The organism is Bradyrhizobium sp. 956_D2_N1_4, assembly GCF_052076025.1.
In the GTDB taxonomy this organism is placed as follows: domain Bacteria; phylum Pseudomonadota; class Alphaproteobacteria; order Rhizobiales; family Xanthobacteraceae; genus Bradyrhizobium; species Bradyrhizobium barranii.
In genome coordinates this window covers 3,662,796-3,679,137 of record NZ_CP197237.1, presented here as the reverse complement: position 1 = coordinate 3,679,137, position 16,342 = coordinate 3,662,796, and the positions used below count along the sequence as shown (strand labels likewise).

Sequence of the window (16,342 nt, the reverse complement as noted above, 5' to 3'; positions counted from 1 at the left end):
GCGAATTCCTGAGATGGACCGCGGCGGGGCTGTTTGATGCCACGCCGCGGCAAACCGGCAGGCAAGAAGGATTTTCAACGATGGCAACGATCACAGCTGCGATGGTCAAGGATCTGCGCGAGTCCACCGGCGCAGGCATGATGGACTGCAAGGCCGCGCTCACCGAAAACGACGGCAACATGGAAGCGGCGCAGGACTGGCTGCGCAAGAAGGGCCTGTCGAAGGCCGCCAAGAAGTCCGGCCGCGTCGCCGCGGAAGGCCTGATCGGCGCGCTCACCAAGGGCACCAAGGGCGTCGTGGTCGAGGTCAACTCCGAGACCGACTTCGTCGCGCGCAACGGTCAGTTCCAGGGCCTCGTCAAGATGGTCGCGCAGGTCGCATTCGACGTCGGCGCCGATGTCGAGAAGATCAAGGCCGCCAAGGTCGGTGACGTCACGATCGAAGCCGCGATCAACGACGCGATCGCCACCATCGGCGAGAACATGACGCTGCGTCGCGCAGCTTCGCTCGAAGTGACGCAGGGCGTCGTGTCGAGCTACGTCCACGGCGCCGTCGTCGAAGGCGCCGGCAAGATGGGCGTGATCGTCGCGCTCGAATCGCCCGGCAAGGCCGACGAGCTCGCGGCCCTCGGTCGCCAGATCGCGATGCATGTCGCGGCCACCAACCCGCTCGCGCTCGAGCCGTCCGGCCTCGATCCGGCGGTCGTGAAGCGTGAGAAGGACGTGCTCGCCGACAAATATCGCCAGCAGGGCAAGCCCGAGAACGTGATCGAGAAGATCGTCGAGTCCGGCCTCAAGACCTATTACAAGGAAGTCTGCCTGCTCGAGCAGGCCTTCATCCACGACACCGGCAAGTCGGTGGCGCAGGCGGTGAAGGAAGCCGAAGGCAAGGTCGGCGGCGCGGTGAAGATCGCGGGCTTTGTGCGCTATGCTCTCGGTGAGGGAATCGAGAAGCAGGAAAGCGACTTCGCGGCCGAGGTCGCAGCGGCCAGCGGCAAGAAGTAAGCGCCGGTACGTTCCTTCCGGCTTGCCGCCGGAAGCGGCGCCCGGGCGGGGAAAGTGCTCATGACTGATCCGGTCTATCGTCGCGTCGTGATCAAGCTGTCCGGCGAGTATCTCGCGGGGCAGCAGGGTTTTGGCATCGATCAGCCGACCCTCGACCGGGTTGCGGACGATCTGATCGCCGCCCGCCAGCTCGGCACCGAGGTTGCGGTGGTGATCGGCGGCGGCAACATCGTGCGCGGCGTCGAAGTGTCCTCGCAAGGGGTGTCGCGCACCACCGGCGACACCATGGGCATGCTCGCCACCATGATGAACTGCCTCGCGCTGGAGGCGACGATCGAGCGCAAGGGCACACCGGCACGTACGCTGTCGGCCTTCGTCATGCCCGAGATCTCCGAGCTGTTCACCCGCACCGCGGCGCACAAATACCTCGCCGAGGGCCGGATCGTGCTGCTCGGGGGCGGAACCGGCAATCCGTTCTTCACCACCGATACGACCGCGGTGCTGCGGGCCGCCGAGATCGGAGCCGAGGCTGTGCTGAAGGCAACCAATGTCGACGGCGTCTACTCGGCCGACCCCAAAAAGGATCCGACCGCCACGCGATTCGACCGGCTGACGCATTCGCAGGCGATCGAGGGCGGCTACAAGGTGATGGATGCGACCGCCTTCGCGCTTGCCCGCGAGACGTTGCTGCCTATCATCGTATTCTCGATCGCGGAGCCGGGTTCGATCGGCGCTGTGCTGCGTGGCGGCGGCCACGGAACCGTCGTCGCCGGCTGACGCCTCGTCGGTCGCGCCTGAGGGGCGCGGAGTGGGTCGCCGGGATTTTGAAGGAGAAACGTGATGGCCACGGGTAATTTCGACCTCAACGAAGTGAAGCGTCGCATGCAGGGCGCCGTCCAGGCCCTCAAGCACGAGCTTGGCGGCCTGCGCACGGGGCGCGCGTCGGCCTCGATGCTCGACCCGGTGCAGGTCGAGGCTTACGGCAGCCACATGCCGCTCAACCAGCTTGCCACCGTCAGCGTGCCGGAGCCGCGGCTGATCTCGGTGCAGGTCTGGGACAAGTCGATGGTCAAGCCGGTCGAGAAGGCGATAGTCGATTCCAATCTCGGCCTGTCGCCCGCGACCGAAGGCCAGGTGCTGCGCCTTCGCATCCCCGAGCTCAACGAGGAGCGTCGCAAGGAGCTCGTCAAGGTCGCGCACAAATACGCGGAAGCAGCCAAGGTCGCCGCGCGTCACGTCCGCCGCGACGGCCTCGACGTCCTCAAGAAGCTCGAGAAGAATCACGAGATGTCGGAAGACGATCAGAAGCGTCACGCCGACGAGGTGCAGAAGGCGACCGACGGCACCATCTCCGAGATCGACCAGTTGCTGGCTGCCAAGGAAAAAGAAATCCTCACCGTCTAAAGCGCGATCATCGCGCTTTAGGTTATTGTTCGCGCATGATCTTTCGGAAAACCGCTTCGCACTTGTCCGGATCATGCTTTAGGGCCGCCTTCATGTCCAACGCCGCCGCGCCAGCAACCGAAGGACCAGACCGGTCCGACGCGCCTGCGCATGTCGCCATCATCATGGATGGCAACGGGCGTTGGGCCGCCGCGCGCGGCCTGCCGCGGGCCGAAGGGCATCGCCGCGGTGTCGAGGCGCTGCGCCGGGTGGTGCGTGCCTCGCACGAGCTCGGCATCCGCTATCTCACCATCTTCTCCTTCTCTTCGGAGAACTGGTCGCGCCCGGCGAGCGAGATCGGCGATCTGTTTGGTCTCCTGCGTCGCTTCATCCGCAACGATCTCGCGAGCCTGCACCGCGACGGCGTCAAGGTCCGCATCATCGGCGAGCGCGACGGACTCGACAGCGACATTTGTGCACTCCTCAACGAGGCCGAGGAGCTGACGCGCGACAACACGCGCCTGACGCTGGTCGTCGCCTTCAATTACGGTTCGCGGCAGGAAATCGCGAAAGCCGCGCAGAAGCTCGCGCGAGAAGTCGCAGACGGCAAGCGCGCCCCTGAAACGATCGACGCCGAGACGATCGGGGCTCATCTCGATGCGCCCGACATCCCCGATCCCGATCTCATCATCCGCACCAGCGGCGAGCAGCGGCTGTCCAACTTCCTGATGTGGCAGGCCGCCTACAGCGAGCTGGTCTTCGTGCCGATCCACTGGCCCGATTTCGACAAGGCGGCGCTGGAAGGCGCGATCGCCGAATTCGCCAGACGCGAGCGCCGTTTCGGCGGTCTGGTCGCGAAAAACGCCTCGTGAGCGAACCCGACGCCGCATCAGCGGGCGAGAAGCCTGCCCCGAGCAATCTCGTGATGCGAGTCCTCGCAGCGCTGGTGCTGGCGCCGCTCGCTATTGCACTCGCTTATGCCGGCGGCTGGCTGTGGGCGCTTCTCGTCACCCTGGTGTCGATCGGGCTGTTCGCGGAATGGCTGATGGTGGTGGGCGCGGGGTCTGCTGCACTGACCGGGGCAGGGACGATCGTCATTGCCATGATGGGGGCCTGCGTCGCCTTCGGCGCGCTCAAGACCGCGATCATCACCGGCCTCATCGGCGGCGCAATCGTGACGCTGATCGCGCGGGCCAAGTTCATCTGGGCGGCCACCGGCTTCGCCTACGCATCGGCGGCGCTGCTGGCCTCGATCCTGGTGCGGCAGGATCTCGTCAACGGGTTCGCCGCGCTGATGTTCGTGCTGCTCGTGGTGTGGGCGACCGATATCGGCGGCTATTTCGCCGGACGCAGCATTGGCGGACCGAAACTATGGCCGCGCGTGAGCCCGAAGAAGACCTGGTCCGGGGCGCTCGGCGGCTTTGCGGCGAGCCTTTTGGTTGCGGCCGGCTTTGCGGCGTGCGGGATCGGAAAGGCGGTTCCACTGCTGCTCGTCAGCGCCATCCTGTCGGTGGTATCGCAGGCGGGCGATCTGTTCGAATCCGCGGTGAAGCGGCGCTTCGGCGTCAAGGATTCCAGTCACTTGATTCCCGGCCATGGCGGGCTACTGGACCGTCTGGACGGTTTTGTTGCCGCCATCCTGATGGCATGGATTATCGGCTTTCTCCGCCATGGTGTGCATAGCGCCGGAAGCGGTCTTATGGTTTGGTGAGGATATGAGCGCGGTCCCATTGCGTAACAACAAGGCTGCGGCGTCGACCGTCCGCAGTGTCACGGTTCTCGGCGCCACCGGCTCGATCGGCGACAGCACGATGGATCTGCTGCGCGCCTCTCCCGAGCGCTATCGCGTCGAAGCCTTGACGGCGAACGGCAATGTCGAAGCGCTGGCCAAGCTCGCCAAGGAGTTTTCCGCGCGCTACGTCGCGATCGCCGACACGTCCAAGTTCGCCGAGCTCAAGGCTGCGCTCGCGGGAACGAGCACGGAATGCGGCGCGGGCGAAAGCGCTGTGATCGAAGCCGGCGCGCGTCCGGCCGATTGGGTGATGGCCGCCGTAAGCGGCGCCGCCGGACTGAAGCCGGCCCTGGCCGCGGTCGATCGCGGCGCGCATGTCGCGCTCGCCAACAAGGAATGTCTCGTCTGCGCCGGCGACTTCTTCATGCAGCGCGCGGCGAAAGCGGGCGCCTGCATCCTGCCGGCCGATTCCGAGCACAATGCGCTGTTCCAGGCGCTCGGCTCAGGCAACCGCGACGAACTCGTCCGCGTCATCATCACCGCCTCGGGTGGGCCGTTCCGGACCTGGAAGCCCGCCGACATCGAGCAGGCGACCCTCGAGCAGGCCCTGAAGCATCCGAACTGGAGCATGGGCCAGAAGATCACGATCGATTCCGCCTCGATGATGAACAAGGGCCTCGAGGTGATCGAGGCGTCCTATCTGTTCGCGCTCTCGCCCGACGAGATCGACGTCCTCGTGCATCCGCAGTCGATCATCCACGGCATGGTCGAGTTCTCCGACCGTTCGGTGGTGGCCCAGCTCGGTTCTCCCGACATGCGCACGCCGATCGCGCACTGCCTCGGCTGGCCCGATCGCATCAAGGGGCCGGCGGCCAAGCTCGATCTGGCCAAGATCGGCCAGCTGACCTTCGAGGCGCCGGACTTCGAGCGCTTCCCTGGGCTTCGGCTGGCCTTCGATTCGCTCCGGACCGGGAAGGGGGCGACCACCGTCTACAACGCCGCCAACGAGGTTGCGGTCGCCGCGTTCATCGCCGGCAAGATCCGGTTCGGCGCGATCGCGCGGCTGGTCGAGGCGACGTTGGACGACTGGATTCGCGGCGGGAACCAGGCTCCCCTGACGTCCGCTGACGATGCAATCTCTGTTGACCATGTTGCGCGAAATAGAGCTGCCGCCCTATTGCCTCAAATTGCCTTAAAGGCATCCTAGATGGCACGGGGCCAGGGCCTTGCGGCGCTGGATGAGGGAATTCGATGATCGACTTTTTCGTCCATAGTTTCAATACGTTGAGCCATGGGCTCCTCGGCTACGCGGTTCCCTTCCTGTTCGTCCTGACGATCGTCGTGTTCTTCCATGAGCTCGGCCATTTCCTGGTCGCGCGCTGGGCAGGCGTTCGGGTGCTGACCTTCTCGCTCGGTTTCGGACCGGAGCTCGTCGGCTTCAACGACCGCCATGGCACCCGCTGGAAGATCTCGGCGATCCCGCTCGGCGGCTACGTCAAGTTTTTCGGCGACGAGAGCGAGGCTTCGACCCCGTCGGCCGAGACACTTGCGGCCATGACGGCCGAGGAGCGCGCCGGTAGCTTCCATCACAAGAAGGTCGGCCCGCGCGCCGCCATCGTCGCGGCCGGACCGATCGCCAATTTCATCCTGGGCGCGCTGATCTTCGCCGCCATGGCGCTCTATTACGGAAAGCCGAGCACGATCGCCCGCGTCGACGGCGTGGTCGCCGACGGCGCTGCGGCCACGGCCGGTTTCAAGATCGGCGACGTCGTCGTGCAGATCGACGGCAAGCCGATCGAGAGCTTTGCCGACATGCAGCGAATCGTTGCGATGAATGCCGGTTCGGCACTTGCCTTCCAGGTCAAGCGGGACGGCGCCATCGTCTCCCTGACCGCGACGCCGGCGCTGCTCGAGCGCAAGGATCCCTTTGGCAACAGCCACCGCCTCGGCGTGCTCGGCGTCGAGCACAAGTCCCAGGCCGGCGAGGCCTCGACCACGCCGGTCGGCGTCGGCGAAGCGCTCAAGATCGGTGTCGAGCAGGTCTGGTTCATCATCACCAGCACCTTCAAGTTCCTTGGCTCGCTGTTTGTCGGACAAGGCAATCCCAACGAGGTCAGCGGCGTGCTCGGCATCGCCAAGATGTCGGGGCAGGCGGCCAGCGCCGGGTTCCAGTTCGTGATCAATCTGTGCGCGGTGCTGTCGGTGTCGATCGGGCTGTTGAACCTGTTCCCGATCCCGCTGCTCGATGGCGGTCACCTGATGTTCTACGCGGCGGAGGTGGTCCGGGGCCGACCCCTGTCCGAGCGGACTCAGGAGATGGGGTTCCGAATCGGGCTCGGTTTGGTGCTGATGCTGATGGTGTTTGCCACCTATAACGACATCTTGCGGATGGCAGCTTCCTGATACGGGCTTTTTTGTGGCGTTGCTCATGAGCAACGTCTTGGAATGAAATTGAAATTACGGTGTCAGCGGCCGTTTGCGACATCGGGGAAATTGGCTACAAGCGGCTTCGAACTTGGGGAATCTCCCGGACCGGCGTTGGGGTTGGGTCTGGTACTGATAAGGGCGCGTTGCGCAATGAAGTTTGGACTGCGACTCCGGGGGGGCTTGCTCGCATCCCTGATCTTGTTCGGCGCGCCGGTGCTTGCCCCGGTTGGGGCTGGTTTTGTGTCTTCGTCTGCGCTTGCTCAGACCGTCCAGTCGATTTCCGTCGAAGGAAATCGCCGTGTCGAGGTGGAGACGATCCGCTCCTATTTCAAGCCGGGCCCGGGTGGCCGCCTGGATCAGGGCGCCATCGATGACGGCCTGAAGGCCCTGATCGAGACCGGCCTGTTCCAGGACGTGCGAATCAATCGCGGTTCCGGTGGCCAGATCATCGTCTCCGTGGTGGAAAACCCGGTGATCGGCCGCATCGCGTTCGAAGGTAATAAGAAGGTCAAGGACGAGCAGCTCACCGCTGAAGTCCAGTCCAAGGCGCGCGGCACCTTCTCCCGCGCCATGGTGCAGTCCGACACCCTGCGAATCGCCGAAATCTACCGCCGCTCGGGTCGCTATGACGTCCGCGTCACGCCCGAGATCATCGAGCAGCCGAACAACCGCGTCGACCTGATCTTCACGGTCGAGGAGGGCGCCAAGACCGGCGTCAAGTCGATCGAGTTCGTCGGCAATAACGCGTTCTCGTCCTACCGCCTGCGCGACGTCATCAAGACGCACGAATCGAACCTGCTGAGCTTCCTCGCCAGCAACGACCTCTACGATCCCGATCGCGTCGAGGCCGACCGTGACCTGATTCGCCGTTTCTATCTCAAGAACGGTTTCGCCGACGTCCAGGTGGTCGCCGCGCTCACCGAATACGATCCGGAGAAGAAGGGCTTCAACGTCACCTTCAAGATCGAGGAAGGCTCGCAGTACCGCGTCGGCACCGTCGACTTCCGCTCCTCCATTCCGAACTTCGATCCGACCACGATGCGCAACTATTCGCGCGTCAATGTGGGCGCGCTCTACAACGTCGAATCGGTCGAGAAATCGGTCGAGGAAATGCAGATCGAGGCGTCGCGGCGCGGCTATGCCTTCGCCGTGGTCCGTCCCGGCGGCGACCGTAATTTCGAGGCGCACACCGTCGCCGTCGTGTTCAACATCGACGAAGGCCCGCGCACCTATATCGAGCGCATCAACGTCCGCGGCAACACCCGCACGCGCGACTACGTGATCCGCCGCGAGTTCGACATCTCCGAGGGCGATGCCTACAACCGCGCGCTGGTCGACCGTGCCGAGCGCCGCCTGAAGAACCTCGACTACTTCAAGAGCGTGAAGATCACGACGGAGCCGGGCTCCTCCAGCGACCGCGTGGTCCTGATCGTCGATCTCGAAGAGAAATCGACCGGCGACTTCTCGGTCTCGGGCGGCTACTCCACCACGGACGGTGCGCTCGCGGAAGTCTCGATCTCCGAGCGTAACCTGCTTGGCCGCGGCCTGTTCGCCAAGGCGTCGGTGACCTACGGCCAGTATGCGCGCGGCTATTCGCTGTCGTTCGTCGAGCCGTATCTGCTCGACTACCGCGTCGCGCTCGGTCTCGACCTCTATCAGCGTCAGCAGCTCTCCAACAGCTACATCTCCTACGGTACGAAGACGCTGGGCTTCAGCCCGCGCCTCGGCTTCAGCCTGCGTGAAGATCTGTCGCTCCAGCTGCGCTACTCGATCTACCAGCAGGAAATCACGCTGCCGTCCTACCTGGCGAACTGTAACAACGTCCTCGGTTCGTCGGCCTTCAACCCGAGCCCGGCCTTTGCCGCATCGCAAACGCCGCCGATCGATCTGACCTCGACCGGCGGTCTCGGCTGCTACTCCGACGGCGAAGCCTCGCTGCCGGTCCGCAAGGAGCTTGCCGGCGGCAAGACCCTGACCTCGGCGCTCGGCTACACGCTGACCTACAACACGCTGGACAACAACAAGAACCCCACCGACGGTCTGCTCGTCGACTTCCGTCAGGATTTCGCCGGCGTGGGCGGCGACGTCACCTACCTGAAGTCCGTCGTCGACGCGAAGTACTACGCTCCGCTGGTGTCCGACATCGTCGGCCTCGTTCACCTTCAGGGCGGCATGCTGAACAAGATCGGCAACAACGATATCCGCATGCTGGATCAGTTCCAGATGGGCCCGAACTTGGTCCGCGGCTTTGCTCCGAACGGCATCGGTCCGCGCGATTTGAATCCCTTTGGCACGCAAGACGCGCTTGGCGGTACCAAGTATTGGGGCGCTTCGTTCGAATTGCAGATGCCGTTCTGGTTCCTGCCGAAGGAAGTGGGTCTGAAGGGCGCGGTCTACGCCGACGCCGGCGGCCTCTTCGACTATCAGGGCCCGACGACGTGGTCGCTGACCAACGAAATGACCACGACCAGGAACTCGAACTGTACGCCGTCGACCGTCAACCCGCCCTCGGCGGGAACCTGTACCGGCCTGGTGTATGACAACGGCAATGTCGTCCGTTCGTCGGTTGGTATTGGCCTGATCTGGCAGTCGCCGTTCGGTCCGCTGCGGTTCGACTACGCCGTGCCGCTCACCAAGGGCCAGTTCGATCGCGTGCAGCAGTTCAGGTTCGGCGGCGGCACCTCGTTCTAATTCGATCAGCAGGGCATGAGCCGGCCCCTTGTTGGGGCCGGTTTCCAAAAAGATCGTGCTCAATCCGTGAGATAAGGCATGATGCGGCCTGACCGCTTCATGCCGAAGCCGGACCGCGATGGGGTGGAATGGCGCAGCCGACCTTCTTCAAAAAGCCGCCGGCCTCGGCGCTGGCTGACATTGCAGCGCTGACCAAGGCGCAGCTCGTCGACCCTGCCAGGGGCGGTCACGTCATTACCGGTCTTGCTTCGCTCGACGAAGCCGGCCCGATGCATCTGGCGTTCTTCGACAACCTCAAATATGCCGACGAGCTCAAGGCGACCAAGGCTGGGGCCTGCCTGGTGAGTCCGCGCTTCGAGGCCCAGGTGCCCGCGCATGTGGCCGTGCTGCGGGTGGCGCAGCCGTTCCGCGCCTTTGTCGGGCTCGCCCGGGAATGGCACGGCGATGCGCTGCGCCCGCAGTCCTGGGTCGGTAATGACGGCATCGCCCCGTCGGCCATCATCGATCCCTCGGCCCGGCTGGAGGACGACGTCATCGTCGATCCCCTGACCGTCATCGGCCCTGACGTCGAGATCGGCAGCGGCACCGTGATCGGGGCCGGCGTGGTCATCGGTCCCGGCGTCAAGATCGGCCGGGACTGCAATGTCGGCGCCCGCACGGCCATCCAGTGCGCGCTGATCGGCAACAACGTGCTGATCCATCCCGGCTGCTCGATCGGCCAGGACGGCTATGGCTTCATCTTCTTCGGCCCCGAGGGCCATCTCAAGGTGCCCCAGACCGGCCGCGTGCTGATCCAGAACAATGTGGAAGTCGGCGCCGGCACCACCATCGATCGCGGCTCCCTGCGCGACACCGTGATCGGGGAGGGCACCAAAATCGACAACCAGGTCCAGATCGGCCACAATGTGACCATCGGTCGGAACTGCCTGCTGGCGGCCCAGATCGGGCTCGCAGGCAGCCTGACGATTGGCGACAACGTGGCGCTGGGAGCAAAGGTTGGCATCAACAATCACCTCAAGATCGGCGATGGGGCCCAGGTCACCGCGATGAGCGGCGTCAAGGACGACATCCCGCCGAACGGGCGCTGGGGCGGCTTTTTCGCCAAGCCGACCAAGCAGTGGTTCAAGGAAATTATCGCGGTGGAGCGCCTGGTACGCGACAGCAGGGCCGATCCGAAGAACGAGGGACGGGAATGACGGAGGAATCACCGATCAAATTCGAGCTGGTGGATATCAACGCGATCCTCCGGACTCTGCCGCACCGTTTCCCGATGCTGCTGATCGACCGTGTGATCAATATCCGCGCCGATTACAGCGGCATCGGCATCAAGAACGTCACCTTCAACGAGCCGGCCTTCCAGGGGCATTTCCCGGAGCGCCCGGTCTATCCCGGCGTGATGATGATCGAAGCGATGGCGCAGACCGCGGGCGTGATCGGCATCACCTCGGTCGAGGGCACCGAGAAGCCGCGCGCGGTGTATTTCCTCACCATCGACAAGTGCAAGTTCCGCAAGCCGGTGCTGCCCGGCGACACCATCGAATATCACATGCGTTCGATCGGCCGCCGCAAGGCGATGTGGTGGTTTCACGGCGACGCCAAGGTCAACGGCCAGATCGTTGCCGAAGCCGACGTCGGCGCCATGCTGACGGACTGAGCGGCTCAAGCCAGCGGAAATGGATTATGCGCGGCAGCCGTAACGGCTGCCGGCCGTCTCGCGCCTGATATTCCGGTTGAAGAACTGGCCCATCGACGGCGCGCCGAGCAGGCTGTCGACCGTCTCGGCCGCGACCCCGCAATAGCGGTCATATTGGCCGTCGATCGCGACGATGAGGTCCCGCCGCGCGCGGTCGTAGCAGACCCGCTGAAGCACCGTGCTGCGGGTGATGTCGCGGCACTCGAACGTCCCGAGGTCGACGAAGCGGCGTTCGCCGGTCTCGACCGTCTCGGAGACGATCGGGGCGGCCGCGAGCTGTGCGAGCAGAAATGCCAGGGCCCTGACCACGATGACTTCAAGCTCCACATGAAGGCGTTGACGAGCTAGAGCATGATCCGGAAAAGCGTGCAGCGGTTTTCCGAAAGGATCATGCTCGAACAATAGCCTGAAGCGCGATGACGATTCATCCCAATCTCATCGTGCCTTAGGACGGCCGGCTCATCCGGCGCCTGAAACAGGCCGAGATGATACGTCACTGGACAGATCGGGCATAGTCGCGCTAACCACCAGAAAACCGAGCGACTTCAACACATAATCAGACCTTCTTGATGAGTCAGATTGCTTGATGAGTAAGATTGATCCCACCGCACGGGTCGCGGACGGCGCCGTGATCGGCGAGGGTACCGAGATCGGACCCTTCTGCATCATCGGTCCGAATGCCGTGATCGGCGCGAACTGCAAGCTGATCGGACAAGTCACGGTCATCGGCCACACCTCGATCGGCGACGGCTGCGTGATCTCGCCCTTCGCGGTGCTGGGCGGGGCGCCCCAGGATCTCAGCTACAAGGGCGAGCCGACCAGGCTGGAGGTCGGTTCCGGCTGCACCATCCGCGAAGGCGCGACGATGAATGTCGGCACCATCAAGGGCGGCGGGCTGACGCGCGTCGGCAACGGCGGCTACTTCATGAACAACAGCCATGTCGGCCATGACTGCATGGTTGGCAACAACGTGATCTTCGCGACCTCGGCGACGCTCGGCGGCCACTGCGAGATCGGCGATTTCGTCTATATCGGCGGCTTGTCGGCGGTGCATCAGCTCACGCGCATCGGCCCGCAGGTGATGGTCGGCGGCCTCTCGGGCGTGCGCGACGACATCATTCCGTTCGGCCTCGCCAACGGCCAGTATGCGGCGCTGGAAGGCCTCAATCTCATCGGGATGAAGCGGCGGCAGTTCACCAAGCAGCGGCGCGCGACCGTGCAATCGCTCTACCAAAAGCTCTTCCACGGCCCCGGCACGTTCGCCGAGCGGCTCGCGGCGGCCCAGCCGCTCGCCAGCGAAGACCCCGCGATTGCCGAGATCCTCGACTTCATCGGCAAGCGCAAGCATCGCCCGATCTGTCTTCCCGCCATCGAGAAGTGATTTCGGGATGGCCGCGGGCATGACATCGGCGGCTTCGGAGATTTCGTCGCCGGTCGGCGTCGTCGCCGGCGGCGGCGCCATGCCGTTCGCGGTCGCCGACTCGCTTGCCGCGCGCGGCATCACGCCGGTGCTGTTCCCGCTGCGTGGCGCCTGCGATCCGACGCGGGTGGAGCAATTCCGCCATCGCTGGATCTCGGTCGGCCAGCTCGGCCGCGCCATGCGGCTGTTCCGCGAGGAGGGCTGCCGCGATCTGATCTTCATCGGCACGTTGGTGCGGCCCGCGCTGTCCGAAATAAGATTCGACGTCACGACACTGCGCCTGCTCGGCAACGTCATCCGCGCCTTCCGGGGCGGCGACGATCATCTGTTGTCCGGCGTCGGGCGCATCCTCGAGCAGGGCGGCTTTCGCATGGTCGGCATCAAGGATGTCGCGCCGGATCTGCTGATGCCCGAGGGCTGCATCAGCCGCGCCTGGCCGAATGACAACAGCAAGGCCGACATCGAGCGCGGCCGCGCGGTGCTGACCGCGCTCGGCCCGTTCGACATCGGCCAGGCCGCGGTCGTGATCGACGGCCATGTGGTGGCGATCGAGGATATCGAGGGCACCGACGCGCTGCTCGCGCGCGTGGCACGCCTGCGCGAGGAAGGCCGCATCCGCGCTGCGACAGGACGCGGGGTGCTGGTGAAGGTACCGAAGAGCGGGCAGGATTTGCGCTTCGACCTGCCGACGATCGGCCCGCGTACCCTCGAGGGCGTCGCCCGCGCTGGACTGGCCGGCATCGCCGTCGTCGCCGGGAACACCATCGCCGCCGAGCCGCAGGCGATGATCTCGCTCGCCGACGCCAAATATCTCTTCGTCATCGGCCTGACAGCATGATGCAGAGCCGCGATCCCAAGCGGAAGATCTTCCTGATCGCGACGGAGGAATCCGGCGACCGGCTCGGCAGCGCCTTGATGAAAGTGTTGCGCCAGCGGCTCGGCGACGGCGTGCAGTTCGTGGGCGTCGGCGGCCGGACCATGGCGCGTGAGGGGCTCGAGACGCTGTTTCCGATCGAGGAGCTGTCGATCGTCGGCTTCGCCGGGGTCGTCCAGCAGTTGCCGAAGATTTTGCGGCTGATCCGCCAGACCGCGGATGCCGTGACTGCGGCCGCACCCGACGCGCTCGTCATCATCGACAGTCCCGATTTCACCCATCGCGTCGCCCGCCGCGTGCGCGCGAAGACGCCGGAGATCCCGATTGTCGACTACGTGGCGCCGCAGCTCTGGGCCTGGCGACCCGGGCGGGCGCGCACCATGCGCCGCTATGTCGATCACGTGCTCGGCCTGCTGCCGTTCGAGCCGGAGGAATACCGCAAGCTGGGCGGACCGCCCTGCAGCTATGTCGGCCATCCCCTGATCGAGCAATTGGGAGCGCTGCGGCCGAACGCGGAGGAGCAGAAGCGCCGCGATGCCGAACCGCCGGTTCTGCTGGTGCTGCCCGGCAGCCGCCGCAGCGAGATCAGGCACCATCTCGACGTGTTTGGCGCGACACTCGGACGGCTCCAGGCCGAAGGCCGTGCCTTCGAACTGGTGCTGCCCACCATGCCGCATCTCGAAGCCACCGTGCGCGAGGGGATCGCGAGCTGGCCGGTCAAGCCACGGATCGTGGTTGGCGAGAACGAGAAGCGCGCCGCATTCCGAACCGCGCGTACAGCATTGGCCAAATCCGGCACGGTCACGCTCGAGCTCGCGCTGTCCGGCATTCCGATGGTGACGGCCTATCGTGTCGGCGCGATCGAAGCCTTCATCCTGCGCCGCGCGATCCGCGTCTCCTCGGTGATCCTCGCCAATCTCGTGATCGGCGAGGATGTCATTCCGGAGTTCTTGCAAGAGGATTGCGTACCGGAGAAGCTGGCGCCGGCACTGTCGGAGCTGGTCACGGACACGCCGCTGCGCAAACGGCAGGTCGAAGCGTTTGCCCGGCTCGACACCATCATGTCTACCGGCAACAAGTCGCCGAGCGTGCTCGCCGCCGACATCGTGCTCGCGACGATGCGCAAGGGCAGGCGCTAACAACAGACGGCTTCGCAGGGTGGGCAAAGCGAAGCGTGCCCACCATTTCTTTCTTAGTTGCGGAGAGGCGGTGGGCACGCTGCGCTTTGCCCACCCTACAGTCCTAAGCGAGGCCGCCGTCGACCCGAAAACACTGGCTGGTGATACGCTGGCTCTCGTCCGATGCGAGAAACAGTGCCATGCTGGCGATGTCCTCGGGCGTTACCGCATCAGGCACCGCCTGGCGGGTGCGCAGCTCGGAGATCTTCTGCTCGTCCGGAAACCAGAGCCGGCGCTGGCGCTCGGTGATCACCATGCCGGGCGCGATCGCGTTGACGCGAATGCGGTCGGGGCCGACTGACCTGGCCAGCGAGTTGGTGAAGCCGACGATCGCCGCCTTCGTCGCGGCATAGACCGGCAGCGCCGGCGCACCGCGGATCCACGCCACCGACGACATGTTGATGATCGAGCCGCCGCCGCGCGCCTGCATCTGCGGCACCACCGCCTGGGCCGCAAAGAAGACGTGCTTGAGATTGACGCCGATCGTCCAGTCGAATTCGGCCGGCGTCACCTCGGCCAGCACCTGACGCTGGTCGTTGGCGGCATTGTTGACGAGGACTGCTGCATCGCCGAGCGATCCGTGCACCCGCGCCATGGCCGCGCGCAAGGCGTCGATGTCGAGGAGGTCGCAGGGCACAAACAGGGGCGTTGAGCCGGATGTGGCCGCGACGTCCCGCACCAGCGCTTCGCCGGCACTCGCATCGATGTCGAGGAAGGCGACGCGGGCGCCCTGGGTCGCGAAGGCGCGCACGAAGGCGGCACCGATGCCGCTGGCGCCACCGGTGATCAACACCACGCGGCCGGCAAGGCTGGGAAAGATGGTCCGGGTCATGCGATCAGCCGCTCCGTCTCGGGGTCAAACAGGCAAATGCGCCGCGTGTCGAGCGCGAAGGTGGCGGTCGCGCCGGGCGCGGGACGGATATCCGGCGTGATGCGCGCCAGCGCAGTCTCGCCGCCGAGACGCAGCAGCACGATTGTCTCGGCGCCGGTCGGCTCGATCATCTCGACCGGCGCGTCGACGAGGACGGGCGCCTCGCCGGAAAAGACGCGGCTGGCCTCGGCGATGCATTCCGGCCTGATCCCGACGACCACCTCGCGGCCGAGATAAGATGCTGCCGCGTCGTGTCCATGCAGGCGCAGACGAACCTCGTCCGGTCGCCCCGCGCCGATCACGGCCACAGGTCCGCCGCTATCGGCCTCGAGCCGCCCCGGCATGGTGTTCATCGGCGGCGAACCCATGAAGCGGGCGACGAACAGATTGGCCGGATAACGGTAGACGGTGTCCGGATCGGCAAACTGCTGCACCACGCCCCGATGCATCACGGCGATGCGCGTTGCCATCGTCATCGCCTCGATCTGATCGTGGGTGACATAGATGATGGTGGCGCCGATGCGCTGGTGCAGCCGCTTGATCTCCATCCGCATCTCGACGCGCAGCTTCGCATCGAGATTGGAGAGCGGTTCGTCGAACAGGAAGAGCAGGGGATCGCGCACCAGCGCCCGTCCCATCGCCACGCGCTGGCGCTGGCCGCCGGACAGCTGCGACGGCTTGCGGCCGAGCAGGGGCTCGATCTGAAGGAGGCGAGCCACATTCGCCAGCGCCTTCTCCTGCTCGGCCTTCGGAACGTGGCGGCATTCCATGCCGAAGGTGATGTTCTGGCGCACCGTCATCGACGGATAGAGCGCGTAGGACTGGAACACCATGGCGATGTCGCGATCCTTGGGCGGGACGTCGTTGACGACGCGTCCGCCGATCTCGATCGTTCCGTCGCTCGGACGATCGAGCCCGGCGACGATGTTGAGCAGGGTGGACTTGCCACAGCCGGATGGCCCGACCAGCACGGTGAACTCGCCGCTCTCGATGTCGAGGTTGATGCCCTTCAGAACCTCCAGATTGGCGTAGCGCTTGGACAGGGTGCGAATACTCAGTGCTGCCATGA

At 65.1% G+C, this 16,342-nt stretch carries 16 protein-coding genes; 13 read left to right on the top strand and 3 right to left on the bottom strand.

Annotated elements, in window-relative coordinates; genetic code table 11:
• Positions 1 to 80: 80 nt before the first annotated feature.
• From tsf to fabZ, 10 genes are all read left to right on the top strand, one after another.
• A complete protein-coding gene (gene tsf / locus AB7535_RS17255; RefSeq protein WP_028169462.1) occupies positions 81 to 1,004 on the top strand; it encodes a translation elongation factor Ts in 924 nt (307 codons plus the stop codon).
• Positions 1,005 to 1,064: 60 nt separating this feature from the next.
• The gene (gene pyrH / locus AB7535_RS17250; protein WP_028151698.1) at positions 1,065 to 1,781 is read left to right on the top strand and encodes a UMP kinase; all 717 of its coding nucleotides are present in this window, start codon (positions 1,065 to 1,067) and stop codon (positions 1,779 to 1,781) included.
• 63 nt (positions 1,782 to 1,844) lie between these two features.
• Positions 1,845 to 2,408 carry a ribosome recycling factor gene (frr, locus tag AB7535_RS17245; protein WP_014494937.1) on the top strand — a complete coding sequence of 188 codons (564 nt, stop codon included), beginning with the start codon at positions 1,845 to 1,847 and terminating at the stop codon, positions 2,406 to 2,408.
• A 92-nt stretch (positions 2,409 to 2,500) separates the two neighbouring features.
• Entirely contained in the window at positions 2,501 to 3,259 is a 759-nt protein-coding gene (locus tag AB7535_RS17240; protein ID WP_014494938.1) for an isoprenyl transferase, read from the top strand.
• Positions 3,256 to 4,098 (top strand): phosphatidate cytidylyltransferase, encoded by an 843-nt coding sequence (locus AB7535_RS17235; protein ID WP_135213815.1) that lies wholly within the window; start codon positions 3,256 to 3,258, stop codon positions 4,096 to 4,098. The genes AB7535_RS17240 and AB7535_RS17235 overlap by 4 nt, the downstream gene beginning before the upstream one ends.
• A 4-nt stretch (positions 4,099 to 4,102) precedes the next feature.
• The gene (gene dxr / locus AB7535_RS17230) at positions 4,103 to 5,326 is read left to right on the top strand and encodes a 1-deoxy-D-xylulose-5-phosphate reductoisomerase (protein WP_028151695.1); all 1,224 of its coding nucleotides are present in this window, start codon (positions 4,103 to 4,105) and stop codon (positions 5,324 to 5,326) included.
• Between the two features lie 44 nt (positions 5,327 to 5,370).
• Positions 5,371 to 6,522, top strand: coding sequence for an RIP metalloprotease RseP (gene rseP / locus AB7535_RS17225; protein WP_028151694.1), 1,152 nt, complete (start codon positions 5,371 to 5,373; stop codon positions 6,520 to 6,522).
• Positions 6,523 to 6,696: 174 nt separating this feature from the next.
• On the top strand, positions 6,697 to 9,237 hold the full coding sequence (gene bamA / locus AB7535_RS17220) for an outer membrane protein assembly factor BamA (protein ID WP_135213814.1): 2,541 nt from the start codon (positions 6,697 to 6,699) through the stop codon (positions 9,235 to 9,237).
• Positions 9,238 to 9,365: 128 nt separating this feature from the next.
• Positions 9,366 to 10,433 carry a UDP-3-O-(3-hydroxymyristoyl)glucosamine N-acyltransferase gene (gene lpxD, locus AB7535_RS17215; protein ID WP_085404573.1) on the top strand — a complete coding sequence of 356 codons (1,068 nt, stop codon included), beginning with the start codon at positions 9,366 to 9,368 and terminating at the stop codon, positions 10,431 to 10,433.
• The gene (fabZ, locus tag AB7535_RS17210; protein WP_028151691.1) at positions 10,430 to 10,891 is read left to right on the top strand and encodes a 3-hydroxyacyl-ACP dehydratase FabZ; all 462 of its coding nucleotides are present in this window, start codon (positions 10,430 to 10,432) and stop codon (positions 10,889 to 10,891) included. Before lpxD ends, fabZ begins: the two co-directional genes overlap by 4 nt.
• A 24-nt stretch (positions 10,892 to 10,915) precedes the next feature.
• Here the strand turns inward: fabZ and AB7535_RS17205 are convergent, their stop codons facing one another.
• Positions 10,916 to 11,239 carry a KTSC domain-containing protein gene (locus AB7535_RS17205; RefSeq protein ID WP_135213812.1) on the bottom strand — a complete coding sequence of 108 codons (324 nt, stop codon included), beginning with the start codon at positions 11,237 to 11,239 and terminating at the stop codon, positions 10,916 to 10,918.
• Between the two features lie 277 nt (positions 11,240 to 11,516).
• Here AB7535_RS17205 and lpxA point away from each other — a divergent pair, with 277 nt between their 5' ends.
• The 3 genes from lpxA to lpxB are packed head-to-tail and all read left to right on the top strand — an operon-like array spanning position 11,517 to position 14,363.
• Positions 11,517 to 12,311 (top strand): acyl-ACP--UDP-N-acetylglucosamine O-acyltransferase, encoded by a 795-nt coding sequence (gene lpxA / locus AB7535_RS17200; protein WP_135213811.1) that lies wholly within the window; start codon positions 11,517 to 11,519, stop codon positions 12,309 to 12,311.
• A gap of 19 nt (positions 12,312 to 12,330) precedes the next feature.
• Entirely contained in the window at positions 12,331 to 13,188 is an 858-nt protein-coding gene (locus AB7535_RS17195; protein ID WP_049807903.1) for an LpxI family protein, read from the top strand.
• Positions 13,185 to 14,363: a lipid-A-disaccharide synthase gene (gene lpxB, locus AB7535_RS17190; protein ID WP_135213810.1), complete on the top strand. Its 1,179-nt coding sequence runs from the start codon at positions 13,185 to 13,187 to the stop codon at positions 14,361 to 14,363. Before AB7535_RS17195 ends, lpxB begins: the two co-directional genes overlap by 4 nt.
• A 103-nt stretch (positions 14,364 to 14,466) precedes the next feature.
• On the opposite strand, the gene AB7535_RS17185 is transcribed toward lpxB, so the two are convergent.
• Positions 14,467 to 15,234 (bottom strand): SDR family NAD(P)-dependent oxidoreductase, encoded by a 768-nt coding sequence (locus AB7535_RS17185; RefSeq protein WP_439036694.1) that lies wholly within the window; start codon positions 15,232 to 15,234, stop codon positions 14,467 to 14,469.
• A complete protein-coding gene (locus AB7535_RS17180) occupies positions 15,231 to 16,340 on the bottom strand; it encodes an ABC transporter ATP-binding protein (protein ID WP_135213808.1) in 1,110 nt (369 codons plus the stop codon). Before AB7535_RS17180 ends, AB7535_RS17185 begins: the two co-directional genes overlap by 4 nt.
• Positions 16,341 to 16,342 lie beyond the last annotated feature (2 nt).